20 protein-coding genes and 1 tRNA gene are annotated in these 18,121 nt (G+C 62.0%); 17 read left to right on the forward strand and 4 right to left on the reverse strand.

Annotated elements, in window-relative coordinates:
* Positions 1 to 146: 146 nt before the first annotated feature.
* The 3 genes from IT775_RS01320 to IT775_RS01330 are packed head-to-tail and all read left to right on the forward strand — an operon-like array spanning position 147 to position 2,474.
* On the forward strand, positions 147 to 449 hold the full coding sequence (locus tag IT775_RS01320) for a virulence factor (protein ID WP_212699259.1): 303 nt from the start codon (positions 147 to 149) through the stop codon (positions 447 to 449).
* A gap of 32 nt (positions 450 to 481) precedes the next feature.
* Positions 482 to 1,411, forward strand: coding sequence for a methylenetetrahydrofolate reductase (locus IT775_RS01325; protein ID WP_212699260.1), 930 nt, complete (start codon positions 482 to 484; stop codon positions 1,409 to 1,411).
* Between the two features lie 4 nt (positions 1,412 to 1,415).
* Positions 1,416 to 2,474, forward strand: coding sequence for a methyltetrahydrofolate cobalamin methyltransferase (locus IT775_RS01330; protein WP_212699261.1), 1,059 nt, complete (start codon positions 1,416 to 1,418; stop codon positions 2,472 to 2,474).
* A gap of 149 nt (positions 2,475 to 2,623) precedes the next feature.
* Here IT775_RS01330 and IT775_RS01335 read toward each other — a convergent pair whose 3' ends face one another.
* Positions 2,624 to 3,232, reverse strand: coding sequence for a response regulator transcription factor (locus IT775_RS01335; protein WP_212699262.1), 609 nt, complete (start codon positions 3,230 to 3,232; stop codon positions 2,624 to 2,626).
* A 184-nt stretch (positions 3,233 to 3,416) separates the two neighbouring features.
* Between IT775_RS01335 and IT775_RS01340 the strand changes: the two genes are divergently transcribed.
* Both IT775_RS01340 and IT775_RS01345 read left to right on the forward strand, forming a co-directional pair.
* Positions 3,417 to 3,950, forward strand: coding sequence for a putative pterin-binding protein (locus IT775_RS01340; RefSeq protein WP_212699263.1), 534 nt, complete (start codon positions 3,417 to 3,419; stop codon positions 3,948 to 3,950).
* 102 nt (positions 3,951 to 4,052) lie between these two features.
* Positions 4,053 to 6,581: a hybrid sensor histidine kinase/response regulator gene (locus IT775_RS01345; RefSeq protein ID WP_212699264.1), complete on the forward strand. Its 2,529-nt coding sequence runs from the start codon at positions 4,053 to 4,055 to the stop codon at positions 6,579 to 6,581.
* A gap of 76 nt (positions 6,582 to 6,657) precedes the next feature.
* Here IT775_RS01345 and IT775_RS01350 read toward each other — a convergent pair.
* Positions 6,658 to 6,747: transfer RNA gene (locus tag IT775_RS01350), tRNA-Ser, on the reverse strand.
* Between the two features lie 251 nt (positions 6,748 to 6,998).
* On the opposite strand from IT775_RS01350, the gene IT775_RS01355 reads away from it, so the two are divergent.
* From IT775_RS01355 to IT775_RS01385, 7 genes are all read left to right on the forward strand, one after another.
* Complete coding sequence (locus IT775_RS01355; protein WP_212699265.1) at positions 6,999 to 7,817, forward strand: DUF2059 domain-containing protein; 819 nt, start codon at positions 6,999 to 7,001, stop codon at positions 7,815 to 7,817.
* 199 nt (positions 7,818 to 8,016) lie between these two features.
* Positions 8,017 to 8,607, forward strand: coding sequence for a 50S ribosomal protein L21 (locus IT775_RS01360; protein WP_212699266.1), 591 nt, complete (start codon positions 8,017 to 8,019; stop codon positions 8,605 to 8,607).
* A gap of 21 nt (positions 8,608 to 8,628) precedes the next feature.
* Positions 8,629 to 8,898, forward strand: a complete 270-nt coding sequence (gene rpmA, locus IT775_RS01365) for a 50S ribosomal protein L27 (RefSeq protein ID WP_212699267.1) — start codon at positions 8,629 to 8,631, stop codon at positions 8,896 to 8,898.
* A gap of 250 nt (positions 8,899 to 9,148) precedes the next feature.
* Complete coding sequence (locus IT775_RS01370) at positions 9,149 to 9,688, forward strand: GNAT family N-acetyltransferase (protein WP_212699268.1); 540 nt, start codon at positions 9,149 to 9,151, stop codon at positions 9,686 to 9,688.
* A 48-nt stretch (positions 9,689 to 9,736) separates the two neighbouring features.
* Positions 9,737 to 10,774, forward strand: a complete 1,038-nt coding sequence (gene obgE, locus IT775_RS01375; RefSeq protein ID WP_212699269.1) for a GTPase ObgE — start codon at positions 9,737 to 9,739, stop codon at positions 10,772 to 10,774.
* The gene (proB, locus tag IT775_RS01380) at positions 10,762 to 11,868 is read left to right on the forward strand and encodes a glutamate 5-kinase (protein ID WP_212699270.1); all 1,107 of its coding nucleotides are present in this window, start codon (positions 10,762 to 10,764) and stop codon (positions 11,866 to 11,868) included. Before obgE ends, proB begins: the two co-directional genes overlap by 13 nt.
* Positions 11,869 to 11,914: 46 nt before the next feature.
* Positions 11,915 to 13,174, forward strand: a complete 1,260-nt coding sequence (locus IT775_RS01385; RefSeq protein WP_212699271.1) for a glutamate-5-semialdehyde dehydrogenase — start codon at positions 11,915 to 11,917, stop codon at positions 13,172 to 13,174.
* Between the two features lie 23 nt (positions 13,175 to 13,197).
* Here the strand turns inward: IT775_RS01385 and IT775_RS01390 are convergent, their stop codons facing one another.
* On the reverse strand, positions 13,198 to 13,791 hold the full coding sequence (locus IT775_RS01390; RefSeq protein WP_212699272.1) for a histidine phosphotransferase family protein: 594 nt from the start codon (positions 13,789 to 13,791) through the stop codon (positions 13,198 to 13,200).
* A gap of 26 nt (positions 13,792 to 13,817) precedes the next feature.
* Here IT775_RS01390 and IT775_RS01395 point away from each other — a divergent pair, with 26 nt between their 5' ends.
* From IT775_RS01395 to olsA, 3 genes are all read left to right on the forward strand, one after another.
* On the forward strand, positions 13,818 to 14,000 hold the full coding sequence (locus IT775_RS01395; RefSeq protein ID WP_212699273.1) for a DUF3553 domain-containing protein: 183 nt from the start codon (positions 13,818 to 13,820) through the stop codon (positions 13,998 to 14,000).
* A 132-nt stretch (positions 14,001 to 14,132) separates the two neighbouring features.
* Positions 14,133 to 14,912 carry an L-ornithine N(alpha)-acyltransferase gene (gene olsB, locus IT775_RS01400; protein WP_212699274.1) on the forward strand — a complete coding sequence of 260 codons (780 nt, stop codon included), beginning with the start codon at positions 14,133 to 14,135 and terminating at the stop codon, positions 14,910 to 14,912.
* 5 nt (positions 14,913 to 14,917) lie between these two features.
* Positions 14,918 to 15,739 (forward strand): lyso-ornithine lipid O-acyltransferase, encoded by an 822-nt coding sequence (gene olsA, locus IT775_RS01405; protein ID WP_212699498.1) that lies wholly within the window; start codon positions 14,918 to 14,920, stop codon positions 15,737 to 15,739.
* A gap of 7 nt (positions 15,740 to 15,746) precedes the next feature.
* Here olsA and mnmA read toward each other — a convergent pair whose 3' ends face one another.
* Positions 15,747 to 16,886: a tRNA 2-thiouridine(34) synthase MnmA gene (gene mnmA / locus IT775_RS01410; RefSeq protein ID WP_212699275.1), complete on the reverse strand. Its 1,140-nt coding sequence runs from the start codon at positions 16,884 to 16,886 to the stop codon at positions 15,747 to 15,749.
* A 122-nt stretch (positions 16,887 to 17,008) separates the two neighbouring features.
* Between mnmA and sciP the strand changes: the two genes are divergently transcribed.
* Both sciP and ctrA read left to right on the forward strand, forming a co-directional pair.
* Positions 17,009 to 17,287 carry a CtrA inhibitor SciP gene (sciP, locus tag IT775_RS01415; RefSeq protein ID WP_212699276.1) on the forward strand — a complete coding sequence of 93 codons (279 nt, stop codon included), beginning with the start codon at positions 17,009 to 17,011 and terminating at the stop codon, positions 17,285 to 17,287.
* Between the two features lie 105 nt (positions 17,288 to 17,392).
* Positions 17,393 to 18,109: a response regulator transcription factor CtrA gene (gene ctrA / locus IT775_RS01420; protein WP_212699277.1), complete on the forward strand. Its 717-nt coding sequence runs from the start codon at positions 17,393 to 17,395 to the stop codon at positions 18,107 to 18,109.
* Positions 18,110 to 18,121 lie beyond the last annotated feature (12 nt).

Below are 18,121 nucleotides of genomic sequence, written 5' to 3' on the forward strand. Positions count from 1 at the left end.
CAAGCGCCGCCATCATGATTCTGCACTGCCCCCCGCGTTATCTTCCAATTGGTCGCTCCCCGCCGTGGGAATGTCGAAATCCGTCCTTTGGTCGCAATTCGACCGGTTTAAGGATGGGGCAGAAGAACAGGGGAATCAGACCGACCATGCCCGATGTGACCATCGTTTACTGGCGCGATATCCCGGCGCAGGTGATCGTCGGGAAAGGCCGCCGCGGCGCCAAGAAGCCTTTGCCCGAACGGTTCGAACAGGCGATCGACCGCGCCGCGATGAAGGTGGGAGCGTCGGATACCGACGCCTATCTCGCCGAATGGCGCAAGGCACCGGCTTTTGCGGTCGAGGGCGATCCCGCCGAAGTGGTCGCTGCCGAGGTGGCGCGGCTGGATACCGAATACGATACCGCGCGACTGAAAGCGCTGATCGACAACGAAGGATGGGAAAAGGCGTGAGCCTGAACCCGAGAAAACTCAAGGAGGCCGTGATGGCATTGCTGAATTTCCGCAGACGCCCCGACACCCAGTCGCCGGTAAACGCCGAGATCGAGGCCTTTCTGAAAGGCTATTCGATCGAGGTGATGCCGCGTACCGCGGAAAAGGTGGACAACTTCCGTGATCTGCTGCCGGAAGGCACCCGCGTCTATATCGCCCATATCGACGGCACCCCGATCGAGGACATGGTGGCGACCGCCGCGCGGCTGGCCGCAGACGGTTTCAACGTGATGCCGCATTTCCCGGCGCGGATCATCAAGGACGCCGCGACGCTGGCCGACTGGATCGCGCGTTACCACGGCGAAGCCGGGGTGAAGCAGGCCCTGCTGCTGGCCGGCGGCTTGGCCGAACCGGCCGGGGAATTCGAATCCTCGATGCAGCTTCTGGAAACCGGGCTTTTCGACAAGGCCGGGTTCGAGAGGCTGCACATCGCGGGCCATCCCGAGGGCAACAAGGATATCGATCCCGATGGCGGCGACGCGCAGGTGATGGAGGCGCTGCGCTGGAAGCAGGCGTTCAACGACCGCACCGATGCTGAGATGGCTCTGGCCACCCAGTTCTGTTTCGAGGCGAAGCCGATCATCGAATGGGCGAACCGCCTGAGCGACGAGGGTATCGACCTGCCGATCCATATCGGCATCGCCGGTCCGGCGAAATTGCAGACCCTGATCAAGTTCGCCGTGGCCTGCGGCGTCGGCCCGTCGCTGAAGGTCCTGCAAAAGCGCGCGATGGACGTGACCAAGCTGGTGCTGCCCTATGAACCGACCGATGTGATCGCCGAACTGGCTGCGCACAAGGCGGCCAATCCCGATTTCAACATCGAACATGTTCATTTCTTCCCGTTGGGCGGCATCAAGACCAACGCCAACTGGGCCATCGAAAACGGCGGCGCTTCGGCGACCCCCGCCAGCCAGCAAGGATAACAATATGACCCGCACCATCGTTGAATCGAAAACCAAGACCGCGATCATCGGCTTCGATCAGCCCTTCTGCGTGATCGGCGAGCGGATCAATCCCACCGGGCGCAAGAAACTCGCCGCCGAACTGGAAGCGGGCGATTACTCGACCGTCGAAAAGGATGCGTTGGCGCAGGTGGCCGCCGGGGCGACAGTGCTCGATATCAATGCCGGGGTGGTCTACAATTCCAACCCCAACCCGAACGAAACCGAACCGCCGCTGATGCGCGACCTGATCAACCTGGTGCAGGGCCTGGTCGACGTGCCGCTGTGCATCGACAGTTCGGTTCCGGCGGCCCTGGAGGCCGGTCTGGAGGCCTGCGAAGGGCGCCCGCTGCTGAACTCGGTGACGGGCGAAGAGGAGCGGCTGGAATTCGTTCTGCCGCTGGTGAAGAAATATAACGTGCCGGTGGTGGCGATTTCCAACGACGATACCGGCATTTCCGAAGATCCCGACGTGCGCTTCGCGGTGGCCAAGAAGATCGTCGAGCGCGCCGCGGATTTCGGCATTCCGGCCCACGACATCGTGGTGGACCCGCTGGTGATGCCGATCGGCGCGATGGCGACGGCGGGCAACCAGGTATTCCAGCTGGTCCGCCGCCTGCGCGAGGAACTCGGCGTGAACACGACCTGCGGCGCTTCGAACATTTCCTTCGGCCTGCCCAACCGGCACGGCATCAACAACGCCTTCCTGCCGATGGCGATGGCGGCGGGGATGACCAGCGCGATCATGAACCCGGTGGCCTTGCCGGTGACGCAGAAAGCGATCGCCGAAAAGAAAGAGGCGGTCGCCGCCTCGGGGATCATCCTGCCCGCAGACATGGACGACGAGAGCTTCGTGCAGATGTTCGGCCTGGGATCCACCCTGCCGCGCGCCGGTTCGGAAATGACGGCCATCCGTGCCGCCAACCTGCTGACCAACAACGATCCGCATGGCGCCGACTGGATCAGGACGAACAAGGCCCCCGAGGCCGCGGGCGGTGCCGAAGGTCGCGGCCGTCGTGCCGGCGGGCGCCGTCGCCGGGCCTGATGCGCCCCTGAACAGAAGCACGGGCCGCGTCCGCCTCCGGGCCGGACGTGGCCCGGTCGCGTTCAGCGCCGGGCAACCGCGACATACGGCGCATGGCAGGGGGCATTCCGTCAGCCGCGTCCGGACCTTGGCAATCCCGAAAGAAACGATCAGACGAGGTTCAGGTCGCGCGCGATCATCGCGGCATGGGTGCGGTTGCGCGCCTCCAACTTGCGGCTCAACGTTTTGACGTGCAGCTTGACGGTCACTTCCTGCACGTCGAGATCGCGCGCGATTTCCTTGTTCGCCTTGCCCTCGCAGATGCCGCGCAGCACATCCATTTCGCGCGGGGTCAGGTTCAGGCCCTCGTGGTCCTGTCGGTTCGATTCGAGGAAATGCTGCGGCGCGTAGATCCCGCCGCTCAGCAAATGCCGGACGGCACTGATCAGGGTTTCCGGCGCGATCGTCTTGGGCAGGAATCCTTTTGCCCCCGCCGCCAGCGCCCGCCGCGCCACATCGGGACTCGCGGTGCCGGAAATCAGGGCGACCGGCTGGCCTTGATTGGCCTCGATCGTGCGCAGCAATCCTTCGGGCAGGGTCATGCCAGGCATGGTGAAGTCCAACAGAACAAGGTCATATGCGCCGTTTCTCGTGATCAGTTCCAGGGTTTCATCAAGATCGGAGGCCTGATCCACGCGCATTTCCCCGGCATCACGAATATAGGCGGCAAGCGTTTCCCGAACGAGATCGTGGTCGTCCGCGATCAGAATTTTGTTCATCAGAAATGCTCCACCAGGTGCTGATATGGCACTTTGCAAATCGTATGGGATGCGCCACAAGACTACGCATTAAGACACAATCAATATTATTATACATCACAACCTATACACCGGGATAGGGCACTGGACGACTTTCGCCAATATGGCGATCTTAACCCACGAGGTGGGAGAACGGACCAACATGATGCGCATCTTATCAGCCATACTGACCTTGGGGCTCGCCAGTATCGGTATCGGTGTTGGGCCGGCAGGTGCGCTGGCCGATAATGGGGCCGTTGCAAGTCCCGCGTCGGTTCAGCAACAAGATAGCGTGCTGGAAGTCCTGTATGACGACGGGTCCGGTCGCAAACCTGTCCAGCTGACGCTGGATCAACTGCGCGAACTGCCGCGCTCCGGGTTCCGGACCACCACGGTATGGACCGAGGGGGAACAGCATTTCGAAGGGGTCTGGCTGAAGGATCTGGTCGCTCATCTGGGGGTGAGCGGCGGGAATTTGGAACTGAGCGCCCTGAACGAATACAGGGTGGAAATCCCGGTCGACGACATCGATACGAGCGAGGCACTGATCGCCTATCTGCGCAATGGCGAACCGATGTCGGTCCGTGACAAGGGGCCGCTCTGGATGGTTTTTCCTTATGACCGCCACCCAAAATTCAAAACCGAAACCACTTTCGCCCTCAGCATCTGGCAGCTGGACCGCATCACCCTTCTGAAGTAACGCCAAGCCACAATTTTCCGGATATGGTGACTTGGCAGGACCGGAAAAGTCGGTAGGTTCAAGGTGATGCGAGCGCTCCTGAAAAAAACGGGCCACGGACGCGTGGTCCAGATCATCCTTCTATGTCTGGGCATCGCGGTTGCTCTGGTGCTGTCGGTCCAGCTTTGGGCACTGTCGGCGCGCAAGATTCAGGAACTGCGCAGTTCGCAAACCGATAATGTCGTCTGGACACTTGGCCAGATCGAGGTGGAATATCTGCAGCTCAATCTCAGCCTGAAAAACCTGCAGCTCGGGATCGGCGACCCGGCCGTGGCCGCAAACGAAGTTCGGCGCCGCTTCAACGTCTATTACAACCGGGTCGAAACGCTGCGGGTCAGCCCGCTTTACAGTTCAGCGCTAAGCGCAACCGACAGCTTGGAAATCGTCGCGGCCCTGAAAGAACAAAACGATCGCCTCGCGCCGCGGATCGATGCCCCCGACGCGGAGCTGATCGCGGATGCCGCCGCCCTCTCGGATGATTTCGGCACCGTCGCCAATACCGTCCGGCAGATGTCGACGCAGGGAAATATCGTCGGCGCGGCGCAAGGCAAGGATGCGCGCGAAGAAGTCGGTGAGATCATGAAGCGCCTGTCGTTCGTCACCGCGCTTCTGATGGTGCTGCTGGCCACGCTGGCCGGATTGTTTTTCCGCCTCAGCCAGCAGAACGCGCGCCGCGCCCTCGAACACAAAACCACGTCGGTCCGGTTGGCGGAAGTTCTGGGCACCACCCCCGACGCCCTGATCGTCACCGACGGCGACGGCCGGATCGACAATTTCAACGCTGCGGCTGTGGACCTGCTGAAGATCGATCGTGAAACCGCCATCGGGAGGGTGTTCCGGTCGCATCTCCTGGATCGGGACGGCAACGTTATCGCGCTGCCTTTCGTCAAATCCGGTCGGATCGCGGGGCGCGAACTTGACCTGCGCGCCGCCGACGGAAGCATCGTGCCGGTCGAGGTTTCGCAAGGCGTGGCCGAAGTCGGGTCGGACAGGTTCTATGTCTATTACCTGCGCGATATCACCGCGCGCCAGAAGGCCGAACAAGCCCTGATGCGGTCGCGAGACGAGGCGCTTTCGGGGCAGAGGGCGAAATCGCGGTTCCTCGCGGTGATGAGCCACGAAATGCGCACGCCGTTGAACGGCATCCTCGGCGTGGTCGACCTGATGCGGGACAAAACCCCGCACAGCCAGCAGGAAATCGACCACTATCTCGACTTGCTGCAGCATTCCGGCCAGACGTTGTTGAACCACGTCAATGACGTTCTTGATATCGCCCAGCTCGAAGCGGACGGCATCACCCTGACCGAGGCGCCGTTCGATTTCGACGCGATGATGGAGCGCCTGATGGCCCCGATGGAGGTCGCGGCGGCGCGGCGCGGCGACAGGTTGCGGCTGGAAACGCATCCCGACCGGATCGGCGCGTTCATCGGCGACGAACAGCGGCTGTACCAGGTTCTTCTCAACCTCGTCAGCAACGCGGTGAAATACACCGACAACGGCGAAATCAACGTCACCGTCACGGCGCAGCCGAAACCGGGCGGCGAAAAGATCAGCCTGGAAGTGCAGGTGCAGGATACCGGGATCGGCGTGGCCGGGGACGAGCAGGCGCGGATTTTCGAAGACTTCGTCCGCATCGAGGACGTGAACCGCGCCCGGCGCGAAGGCACCGGTCTGGGGCTGGGCATCGCGCGCCGGATCGTCGAGGCGATGGGCGGCGAAATCGGCGTCGAAAGCATCCCCGGCGACGGCAGCATTTTCTGGTTCCATGTCGAACTTACCCCGGCGGACGCGGACAAGCTGGCCCGGCCCGAGGAAGAGGACAGCACGGAGCAACCGCTTCAGGGGCAGTCGGTCCTGGTGGTCGAGGACATTCCAACCAACCGTTTCGTCCTGCGCGAACTGTTGCAACGCGACGGCAACAAGGTGACCGAGGCGGTCAACGGCAAGCAAGGGGTCGATCTGGCCCGCCGCACCCGGTTCGACCTGATCCTGATGGATATCAACATGCCGGTGATGGGCGGGGTCGAGGCGGCCCGTCTGATCCGGCAGGAGGGCGCGTCGCGCGACAGCCGCATCGTCGCCGTCACCGCCCATGTCTTCGAGCAGGACAAGGCGCTGTTCCACGAAGCGGGCATGGACGCGGTGGTGTCGAAACCGGTCAGCCGCAAAAGCATACGTGCCGTTCTGAGCGGAGAGGGCGGCAGCGATACCAATCGCAAGACGGCGGTTCTGCTGGACGAGGATCACCTGTCGCAGCTGTTGCGCAATCTCAGCGCCGAGCGCGCGGACACGCTGCTTTCGGGACTTTGCAAAGAGGCGCCGGAGGTCCTTCAGGCGCTCGCGGCGACCGACTGGGACGCTCCGGGAGATATCGGTGAACGAATCCACGCGTTGTCCGGCGCGGCGGCGATTGTCGGCGCGCACCGGTTCCGCAACGCGCTCAGCCGGCTTGAAGACAGCCTGACAGCCGACCAGCCGCAGGATTTGAGCGGCTGGGCCGACCTGCTGACGACGCTTTGGGAAGAAACCCGCACGGCGCTGAATGCGTTCAGGAAGGCCCACGAACAGGACCCGGCAGCAGGGGAAAGCTAATCGACCCCGGGGCGTTTGGCCCGGGTGAAAAGATCGGCCGCGTGCGGCCCGATCGGGTGTCATTCTTGGGAAAGAATGGCGGAGAGACAGGGATTCGAACCCTGGGTGGGCTTGCACCCACAACGGTTTTCGAGACCGCCCCGTTCGACCACTCCGGCACCTCTCCGCGGGGGTCTGTGGGAGGTGCGTTTAATGACTCTTTTGACGGGTGGCAAGGGCGTTTCATGCGAATTTCGAAACTTTTTCGGACCGCCGCTGATCGGGCGAAGAAAACCGCCCCGACGCGCCCGCGCTTGAGCCGTGCTCTCAGCTGGGCTAGGTAGTACTATCTGTTTTGATATATTGTCGAATTTGCCCGGTTCCCGGACAGCGCCTGTCCGACCAATGCGCATCGGGTCCAGTTTATTGGGAGGCTGCATGCGCCGTTTTCTCTTCATACTCAGCATGCTGGTGCTGACAGTGCAATCGGCCGCTGCGGCGACGCGGGCGGAAATCGACAATCTGTTCGACCTGCTGCGGATCGAGGAAATGCTGGAAGTGATGCGCGACGAAGGCATTGCCTACGGTGACAGCCTGGCCGACGACATGCTGCCGGGCGGCACCAGTCCGGGCTGGCAGGCCATTGTCCGGCGCATCCATGATCCCGAGAAAATGGGAGAGATCCTGCGCACCACGTTCGACGACAGCTTCGCCGATGCGGACCCGGTGCCGCTGCTGGAATTCTTCGGCAGCGAGATCGGGCGGCACATCGTCGAACAGGAACTGGAGGCGCGGCGCGCCTTCCTGGATCGCGATTTCAGTGACAGGGCGGTGGAAAAGTTCCGCGCGCAAGAAGAACCCCATGATCCGCACCTGGCAGCCATCGACCGCTTCGTGTCGGTCAATGACCTGATCGAATACAACGTGTCAGGCGCGCTGAACGCTAATTACATGTTCTTTCTCGGCCTGGCCCATGGCGGTGCCATCAACCTCAGCGACGAAGACATCCTGCGCGAAGTCTGGGCGACCGAGGAAATGACCCGCACCGATACCCGCGACTGGATTTACGGCTACCTGATGGTGGCCTATGACGCACTGAGCATTGCCGAGATCGAAGCCTATACCGCCTTGGCTGAAACTCCGGCGGGGCAGGCGCTGAACAAGGCGCTGTTTGCCGGCTTCGACGAGATGTACAGGCTGATTTCGCTGTCGCTCGGGCTGGGACTGGCCCTGCAGATGGAGGGCGAAACACTGTGAGGCCGGAAAATGCCGGGATTTTCGGCGTTTTGCCTTGACTTGCCGCCATTAGTCGACAATAAGCGCGCATCTCGGGCAGGGCTTTCTCTGCCCGTTGTTATTGTAATGACTGTCTGAAAAGACGCGCTGTTCGCGGTGGCTCGCGCCTCAACGCCCCGGAAGGGGGACCACAGAACGCGGTAAAACGAAGGAAAAGCAAATGTTTGCGGTCCTAAAAACCGGCGGCAAGCAGTACAAGGTTCAGGCGGGCGATGTGCTCCGCGTTGAAAAGCTGGCTGCCGATGCAGGTGAGAAAATCCAATTCAACGAAATTCTGATGCTGGGTGGTGACGACATGGTCGTCGGCGCGCCGCTGGTCGAAGATGCCGCCGTTCAGGCCGAAGTCGTCGATCAGATCAAGGGCGAAAAGCTGATCCACTTCGTCAAGCGTCGCCGGAAGCACAGCTCGAAGCGCACCAAGGGCCACCGTCAGCAGCTGACGCTGATCAAGGTCACCGATATCCTGGCTTCGGGCGCAGGCAAATCGGGCGTCAGGGCCGCCATCGGCGCAGGTTCGGTCGCAGCCGCACCGGCAGCAGCCAAGCCCGCCAAGAAAGCGGCCAAGGCAGAAGCGCCCGCCGCCGCAGGCGATGACCTGACCGCCATCACCGGTGTCGGCCCCGCCGCGGCCAAGAAGCTGGTCGAAGCCGGCATCACCACTTTCGCACAGCTGGCCGCTGTTGATGTCGACGCCGTTGACGTCAAAGTGAAACCCGAATGGGTTGAACAGGCCAAAGAGCTGGCTAAGTAACGCAGGTAAAGGAGACACCAGATGGCACATAAGAAAGCTGGCGGTTCATCCCGTAACGGTCGCGACTCAGCCGGTCGCCGCCTTGGCGTAAAGCTCTTCGGTGGCCAGGCGGCCATCCCGGGCAACATCATCGCACGTCAGCGCGGCACCAAGTGGTGGCCGGGCGAAGGCGTTGGCATGGGCAAGGATCACACCATCTTTGCGACCACCGAAGGCAAGGTAACTTTCCACAAGGGCCTCAAGGGCCGTACCTTCATTTCGGTCCTGCCAGTCGCGGAGGCAGCCGAGTAAGCCGATCGTTTCTCGAGACGAAATAGGGGGATCGGCCGAAACGCCGGTCCCCTTTTTCGTTTTCGGATTCCAAGGCTGAAAGGGTTTCCGCTCGGATCGCTTTGACGCATGTCCGGCAGCCGATTTTTGTTTTGTTCGCACTATTGCCATCAGTTTGACATCCCGGCGGTGTAACCTGCCGTTCCACCCGTAGGAGGAGGCGGGTTTCGGCAAGGGATACCACCGGTGAATTATTCGGAGGAGTATGTTTATGATGCTCGAGACTGTGCCGCAGCAAGCGGTGATTGAAACGGACCGGTTCGATCTGCGCCCGCTGCGCAAATCTGACAAGGGCATGATCGAATTGCACGGCGGCGACCTGCGGGTTTCCCGCTTCACCCGTTCGATTCCTCACCCGCTGCCGCCGGGCGCGGCCGAGGCGTTCATCGCCCGCGCGCTGGCATCGGGCCGGACCGAAGACGTCTGGGCAATCGATGGCACCAAGTCGCAGGGCAGCGAACTGATGGGGATCGTGTCGCTTGAACACATGGATCGCGACCAGTCGCAGATCGGCTACTGGGTGGCGCCGCCGCATTGGAATACCGGCATCGCCTCAGAAGCGGTCACCGCCCTGATCGAGGCCAACCCGCAATCGTGCCAGACGCTTTTTGCCGAGGTGTTTCAGGACAATGCGGCCTCGGCCCGAGTGCTGACCAATTGCGGTTTCGAATATCTTGGCGACGCGGAAACATTTTCGGTCGCGCGTAATGCAAAGGTTGCGACCTGGACCTATAGTCGCAAACTGAATTAAGCAAAGACCGGATTGAGCATCCCCCGGCCTTTGCGATAGGAGACAGGCATGAAATTTCTCGATCTCGCAAAGGTCTATATTCGGTCCGGTTCCGGCGGTAACGGCTGTGTCAGTTTCCGCCGCGAAAAGTATATCGAATATGGCGGCCCCGATGGCGGCGACGGCGGCACCGGCGGGTCCGTCTGGGCCGAAGCGGTGGATGGGCTCAACACGCTCATCGACTTCCGCTACCAGCAGCATTTCTTTGCCGGCAACGGCCAACCCGGCCGCGGCCAGCAACGCACCGGCGCTGACGGCGACGACATCATCCTGCGGGTGCCGGTTGGGACCGAAATTCTTGACGAGGACCAGGAAACCCTGATCGCCGACATGACCGAGGTGGGCCAGCGCGTGCTGCTGGCCAAGGGCGGCAATGGCGGCTGGGGCAACCTGCATTTCAAAAGCTCCACCAACCAGGCGCCGCGCCGGGCCAATCCGGGACAGGAATGCGTCGACCGCACCCTGTGGCTGCGGCTGAAGCTGATCGCCGATGTCGGTTTGCTGGGCCTGCCCAACGCGGGCAAGTCGACCTTTCTCGCCGCGACCTCGAACGCGCGGCCGAAGATTGCCGATTATCCCTTCACCACGCTGCATCCCAACCTGGGAGTGGTGGGCATCGACGGGGTGGAATTCGTCGTCGCCGACATTCCCGGCCTGATCGAGGGCGCCAGCGAAGGCCGGGGCCTGGGCGATCTGTTCCTGGGCCATGTCGAACGCTGCTCGGTGCTTTTGCATCTCGTGGACGGCAGTTCCGGCACGCTGATCGAAGATTACCATACCATCATCGGCGAACTGGAAGCCTATGGCGGGGCGCTGGCCGACAAGCCGCGCGTCACCGTGCTGAACAAGATCGACACGCTTGATGACGAGGAACGCGAGTTCCTGAAATCGGAACTGGAAGACGCCTGTGGCGGCAAGGTTCTTCTGATGTCGGGCGTGTCGGGCGAAGGCACTGATAACGTGCTGCGCGCGTTGCGGGCCCGGATCGACGAAGACCGGCTGCGCCGCAAGGCCCCCGAAGAGGAAGACGAGTCGTGGCAACCCTGACCGATGCCAAGCGGATCGTCGTCAAGATCGGGTCGGCGCTTCTGGTCGACCGCGACTCCGGCGATCTGCGCGCCGACTGGCTGAAAGGGCTGGCCGAGGACGTGGCCTGGCTCAAGGGGCAGGGGGCGGATGTGATCCTCGTCTCCTCCGGCTCCATCGCTCTGGGACGCGGTGTTCTGGGGCTGCCGGCCACCGAACTGGCGCTGGAACAGTCGCAGGCCGCCGCCGCCGTCGGACAGATCCGGCTGGCCCGCGCCTATGAGGAGGTGCTGGCGCCTCATGGCATCACCACGGCGCAGGTTCTTGTCACGCTGGAAGACAGCACCGATCGCCGACGCTATCTCAACAGCCGCGCCACGCTGGAAACGCTGGTGACGATGGGCGCGGTGCCGATCGTCAACGAAAACGACACCATCGCCACGGATGAGATTCGCTATGGCGACAACGACCGGCTGGCGGCACAGGTTGCGGTCACCGTGGGCGCGGATCAGCTGATCCTGCTGTCGGATGTCGACGGCTTCTATTCCGCCAATCCCAACGACGATCCCGATGCACGCCGCTATGACGTGATCGGCGCGATAACGCCCGAGATCGAGGCGATGGCGGGCGATGCCGGGTCGGGCCTGTCCAAGGGCGGCATGAAAACGAAGCTGATGGCGGCCAAGACCGCGATCGGCGCCGGATGCGCCATGGCGATCACCGAAGGGTCCGTTTTGCGCCCTCTGAAGGCGCTGCAGGACGGTGCCAACGCCACGTGGTTCACCGCCCATGGCGATCCGCAGCAGGCCCGCAAGGGGTGGATCGCGGCGATGAAGCCGAAGGGCGAAGTGGTCGTCGACGAAGGCGCGGTGAAAGCGCTGAAAAGCGGCAAGAGCCTGTTGCCGGCGGGCGTGTCAGGGGTGACCGGCGTGTTCGGGCGCGGCGATCCGGTGGCGATACTGGGGCCGGGTGGGCACAAGCTGGGGCAGGGGCTGACGCGCTATACCGCGAAGGAAGCCTTTACCATCAAGGGCCACCGTTCCGACGAAATCGAGGCATTGCTGGGTTATCCGGGCCGCGCCGCCCTGATCCATCGTGACGATATGGCGCTGTAACCGCGAATAGTGATATGAAAACGCGAAACTTCCGGGGGTCGAAAACATGAAAAACACGGACAACATTCCCGCCCTGATGGCCGATCTGGGCAAGCGCGCGAAAGCGGCTTCCGCCGAACTGGCCTTCGCCCCGGCCGAGGTCAAGCGTGCCGCGCTGGAAGCGGCGGCCGACGCGGTTTGGGCCAACCGGGCCGATATCGTCGCGGCCAACGAAAAGGACATGGCCTTCGGCATCGACAAGGGGCTGAACCCGGCCATGATGGACCGTCTGCTGCTGAACGAGGACCGCATTCAGGGCATCGTGAACGGATTGCGCGCGGTGGCGGCGCAGGACGATCCGGTGGGAGAGGTGATGACCGAATGGGACATGCCCTCGGGCCTGCATATCCGCCGCGTCCGCACGCCCCTAGGCGTCGTCGGCGTGATCTATGAAAGCCGCCCCAACGTGACCGCGGATGCCGGCGCGCTGTGCCTGAAATCGGGCAACGCGGTGATCCTGCGTGGCGGCTCGGAAAGCTTCCATTCTTCGCAGGCGATCCATGCCTGCCTGGTCGAGGGTCTGAAAGCGGCCGGTCTGCCCGAGGACGCGATTCAGCTGGTGCCGACCCGCGACCGCGCAGCGGTACAGGAATTGCTGACCATGACCGATTATGTCGACGTGATCGTGCCGCGCGGCGGCAAGGGATTGGTCGGGCTGGTGCAGCGCGAAGCGCGGGTGCCGGTGTTCGCTCACCTGGAAGGCATCGTGCACATCTTCGTCGACAAGGCGGCCGATCCCGAAAAGGCGCTGCGCGTGGTGATGAACGCCAAGACCCGACGCACCGGCATCTGCGGCGCCGCCGAATGCCTGCTGATCCACAAGGACATCGCCGAGACCCTGGGCGCCGACCTGATCCGCGCGCTGCTCGACGCAGGCGTCGAAGTGCGCGCCGAGGGCCTTTCGGTCGACGGCATCGTGCCCGCCACCGCCGAGGACTGGGGCAAGGAATTCCTCGACAGCATCATCGCGGCCAAGGTTGTCGACGATCTCGATGCCGCGATCGATCACATCCGCACCTACAGTTCCAGCCACACTGACTGCATAATCACCGAGGATGATGCGGCAGCCGACAAGTTCTTCGAACGGCTCGACAGCGCGATCCTGATGCGCAACGCTTCGACCCAGTTCGCCGATGGCGGTGAATTCGGCATGGGCGCGGAAATCGGCATCGCGACGGGCAAGATGCACGCCCGCGGCCCGGTGGGCGCAACCCAACTGACCAGCTTCAAATACCTGGTCGAGGGCGACGGCACCACACGGCCCTGATCAGGGCCGTCCGGCGGATCGTATCAGAAAGAAATGCGGACCGAGGTTTCACCAGCCTCGGTCGTCAATGTGCGCCCCAGCCGTGGCAGGGCGTCATGTAGCAGGGCGAACTGCACCCTGTCGGCACCGATTTCGCCATCCTCGTCGGCGCCGTGCCACAGCCTGTCGTCCCACCTGATCCTTTGTCCCGTGCCCCGCAGATGCCAGCGGCCGTCCTGTACGGTGACGGTGACGCTGCCCCCCAGTGGCAACGCGGTTTCAAGACACATCAACCCGAGGAACACCAACTGCAATTCGCTGCGGGTGCAGCTGCCCCCGGCCTGCCAGACATGGGCAACGCGGCCGTCACGGGCGATGTCTGTCAGGATTGAGGTGATTTCGCCTGCACCGACCTGCTGGATATCGGACGCCAGGCCAAAGGCGATCCGGTAAAACCGGATCCGGGCGCTGGCATGGTGCAGGCTTTGCGCGATCAGCGCCAGTTCCGGGGTGTCGGCGAGCTCCGCCTGCATCTGAATCAGTTCCAACCCGTTACCGATCGCCCCGATCGGGCTGATCAGATCGTGGCAGATGCGGGACCCTATCAGCTGGGCCAGTCTTTGATTAGTATGCCCCATAGAATCCTCCAAGGGTGGCAAAGATCATGACCAATCTGAACTCGTTCCTCGAACCCGGCATGCTGGTGCGCAACCCGGCGCAGCCCGACTGGGGCATCGGACAGGTGCAGTCCAATATCGGCGGCAAGGTCACGGTGAATTTCCGCGAGGCGGGAAAGGTGGTCATTGATGGTACACGCGTCGAACTGATGCCGGTCTTTGATGAATAAAAATGGTTGTTAAGCCTTTAATGCGACCATAAAGGGAATCGCGCTCGCGCAAAGCGCGAAACCGTCCGCATGGTTGCCAATCGGCGACCGCTTGCCTAAAACCCCGGAAAAACGAGGGATTGGAAAGACCTTATGGCCATGAGCACGCCGCAATTTTCCGTGAAACTGGCGGAAAGCGAGGCCGAATTGCAAGCGGCGCAGCGGCTTCGCTACCAGGTCTTTGTCGAGGAACTCGGCGCTGGTGGCGCGCTTGTCGACCATGAAAACCGGCTGGAAAAAGACCGTTTCGATCCCTATTTCGACCACCTGATCCTGATCGACGAGGACCGGCAGGGCGGCGTGATGGAACAGGTGGTGGGCGTTTATCGGCTGTTGCGCGACGATCAGGCCCGCGCGGTGGGGCAGTTCTATTCCGAGGACGAATACGATCTGAGCGTACTGAAGGACAGCGGCCGCAAGCTGCTGGAACTGGGCCGGTCCTGCCTGCATCCCGATTATCGTGGCGGCGCTGCGATGTATCACCTTTGGAACGCCTTGGCGGCTTACGTGTTCGAGCACGACATCGAGGTTCTGTTCGGCGTCGCCAGTTTCCATGGCACCGATCTTCAGGCCTTGGCGCAGCCGCTGTCGATGCTGTATCACAACCACCTCGCGCCGCCGGACCTGCGGGTGCGGGCGCAGCCCGACCATTATGCCGACATGAACCGTGTCCCCAAGGATCGACTGGACCGGCGCGCGGCGATGGTTCAGGTGCCGGCGCTGATCAAGGCCTATCTGCGGCTTGGCGGCTTCGTCGGCGACGGCGCATTCATCGACCATGATTTCAACACCACCGACGTGTGCCTGATCATGGATACGCAGCGCCTGAATGAGAAGCAAAAAAGTATTTACACGAAAGATGTTGCGCGGTGAACATTATGTGGGAAATGCCGCCGGAACCGGCGCCTGATCCGATTTCGCCGCTCGGGTGGATCCGGGTCGCCCTGCGCGGTAGCGTGCTGGCGCTGCTGGTCTTTGGAGGTCTGTTGATCCTGCTGCTGGTGCGGCTTGTCGAACGCCCGGTCTTCGGCCTGCAACGCCCGATCACGCCGCACATCACCCAGTTTGTCTGCCGCAACGCCTTCCGCATCCTTGGAATGCGCTTCCTCACTCATGGTCAGCGGATGGAACTGCGCGGCGCGGTGGTGGCGAACCATTCGTCATGGCTCGACATCTTCACGCTGAATGCCCGCAAGCGGATTTATTTCGTTTCGAAATCCGAGGTCGCCGGCTGGCCCGGCATCGGCTGGCTGGCCCGCGCGACCGGAACGGTGTTCATCAACCGCAACCGGAACGAGGCGAAGGTTCAGCAAAAGGTCTTCGAGGACCGCTTGCTGGCGGGCCACAAGCTGCTGTTCTTCCCGGAGGGCACCTCGACCGATGGGATGGTGGTTTTGCCCTTCAAATCAACGCTGTTCCAGGCGTTCTTCAGCGATCACCTGCGCCATGAAATGCATATCCAGCCGGTGACCGTGGTGTACCGCGCGCCCGAGGGCGCCGACGAACGCTTCTATGGCTGGTGGGGCGAGATGGATTTCGGCTCGCATCTGCTGAAGGTGCTGGCGGCCCCGAAACAGGGTTCGGTCGAGGTCATCTACCACGAACCGGTTCGGGTCGATGATTTCCCGAACCGCAAAACGCTTGCCGTCCATGTCGAACAGGTGGTGCGGTCGGGCATGCCGCCCGAACGCCGGGACTAGCCGGCGTTCAGCCCTTCCAGATCCAGCCGCCGCCGAAAATGCGGCTGCCTTCGCTTTCGTAGAACACGCAGGCCTGGCCGGGCGAAACGCCTTCTTCCGGGGTCAGCAGTTCGACTTCGGCCGTCGTGGGCGACAGCGGCCGGATGATCGCTTCGCGCGGCGGTCGGGTGGACCGGACCTTGACCTTCAGGTGCCATTCGGGGCGGCTGTCGAACGGTTCGTCCCCCAACCAGTTAATTTCGCGCACCGGCACCGTGCGGGTGGCCAGCATGTCCTTCGGGCCGACCACGACCTGATGCTTGTCGACGTCCAGTTTCACCACGTAAAGCGGCTCATCCAGCCCGCCGATGCCAAGCCCGCGGCGCTGACCAATGGTGTAATGGATCACGCCCTTGTGGGTGCCCAGAACCCGGCCGTCCGCATGTACGATCTCGCCCGGTTCGGCGGCGCCGGGGCGCAGTTTCTCGATCACGCTGGCATAGTTGCCGTCGGGCACGAAGCAGATGTCCTGACTGTCGGGCTTGTCAGCTACCGACAGCCCGTATTTCGCCGCCAGCGCCCGGGTGGCATCCTTCGAGGGCAGATGCCCCAGCGGGAACCGCAGGTAATCGAGCTGTTCCGGCGTGGTCGAGAACAGGAAATAGCTCTGGTCGCGATTGGCGTCCTCGGCGCTGTGCAGTTCCGGACCGTTCGGGCCCATCTTGCGCTGGATGTAATGGCCGGTGGCCATGCAGTCGGCCTCAAGATCCTTGGCGGTTTCCAGCAGGTCCTTGAACTTCACCCGCTCGTTGCAGCGGATGCAGGGCACCGGGGTCGCGCCGGAGAGGTAGCTGTCGGCGAATTCGTCGATCACCGCGTCCTGGAAGATGTTTTCGTAATCCAGCACGTAATGCGGGAAACCCATTTCCTCGGCCACCCGGCGGGCATCGTGGATGTCGATGCCGGCGCAGCAGGCGCCCTTCTTGGCCAGGGCCGCGCCGTGATCGTAAAGCTGCAGCGTCACGCCGACCACGTCATAGCCTTCCTCGGCCAGTTGCGCGGCGACCACGGAACTGTCCACGCCGCCGGACATGGCGACCACAACCCGAGTTTCCGACGGGGATTTGGCAAAGCCAAGCGAATTCAGGTTTGTGCTGTCGTCCAACATACGCGCGGTTCCTTTGGAAAGTCTGCAATATAGGAAAATTGCAGATACTCTCAAGGGCTGCTTTCACTTCCCGTTAAACCTCGGGCGTAACACTGCCGTTCATATCTTGAAGGAGCAGGGCGATGTATTTGAAGAAAGTGGAAGGACCGCGCGCCGTGAAACTTCCCGACGGGACAGTAATGACACAGGCGGATCTGCCATCGGCGAAAACCCGCCGCTGGGTGGCCAGCCGCAAGGCGGCGGTGGTCCGGGGGGTGGATTTCGGGCTGATTTCAAAGGAAGACGCGTTGAAGCGCTATGCGCTGAGCGAAGAGGAATTCCAGGAATGGAAGGCGGCGCTGTCGACCCATGGCGAAAAAGCGCTCAAAGTGACCGCACTAAAGGATTACAGACATCCATAGGTAGATTTTCATCATCGGATAATCTGTGATAACGTGTGGTTAACCTTTTTTGTTCACCGTTAATTCCAGCACGACCTGTTTCACTGCCGATCATGGAGATTCGTAATGCGTATTTTGTTGGTTGAAGACGACCCCACCACGTCGAAAAGCATCGAAATGATGCTGACTCACGCCAACCTGAATGTCTACACGACCAATCTCGGCGAAGAGGGAATCGATCTGGCCAAGCTCTATGATTACGATCTCATTCTTCTCGATCTCGGGCTGCCCGACATGAACGGTCATGATGTGCTGAAGCAGCTGCGCCGGGCGCGGGTGGATACGCCCATCCTGATTCTGTCGGGCGCCGATGACATGAAAAGCAAGCTGAAGGGATTCGGCTTTGGCGCCGACGACTACCTGACCAAGCCGTTTCACCGCGAAGAACTGGTGGCGCGCATCCACGCCATCATCCGCCGGTCCAAGGGGCATTCGCAATCGGTGATCCGCACAGGAAAGATCGTCGTGAACCTCGACGCCAAAACGGTGGAGGTCGGTGGCAAGACGGCGCATTTGACCGGCAAGGAATACCAGATGCTGGAACTGCTGTCGCTGCGCAAGGGCACGACGCTGACCAAGGAAATGTTTCTCAATCACCTCTATGGCGGCATGGACGAACCGGAACTGAAAATCATCGACGTTTTCATTTGCAAGCTGCGCAAGAAACTCAGCAACGCCACCGGCGGCGAGAACTATATCGAAACCGTCTGGGGCCGCGGCTATGTGCTGCGCGATCCCGAACCGGTTAGTGCCGCGGATGAATACGTTGCCGTCAGCGCCTGAAAACTGACGCTC

It is taken from the genome of Thalassovita aquimarina (assembly GCF_018219815.1).
GTDB lineage: Bacteria > Pseudomonadota > Alphaproteobacteria > Rhodobacterales > Rhodobacteraceae > Thalassobius > Thalassobius aquimarinus.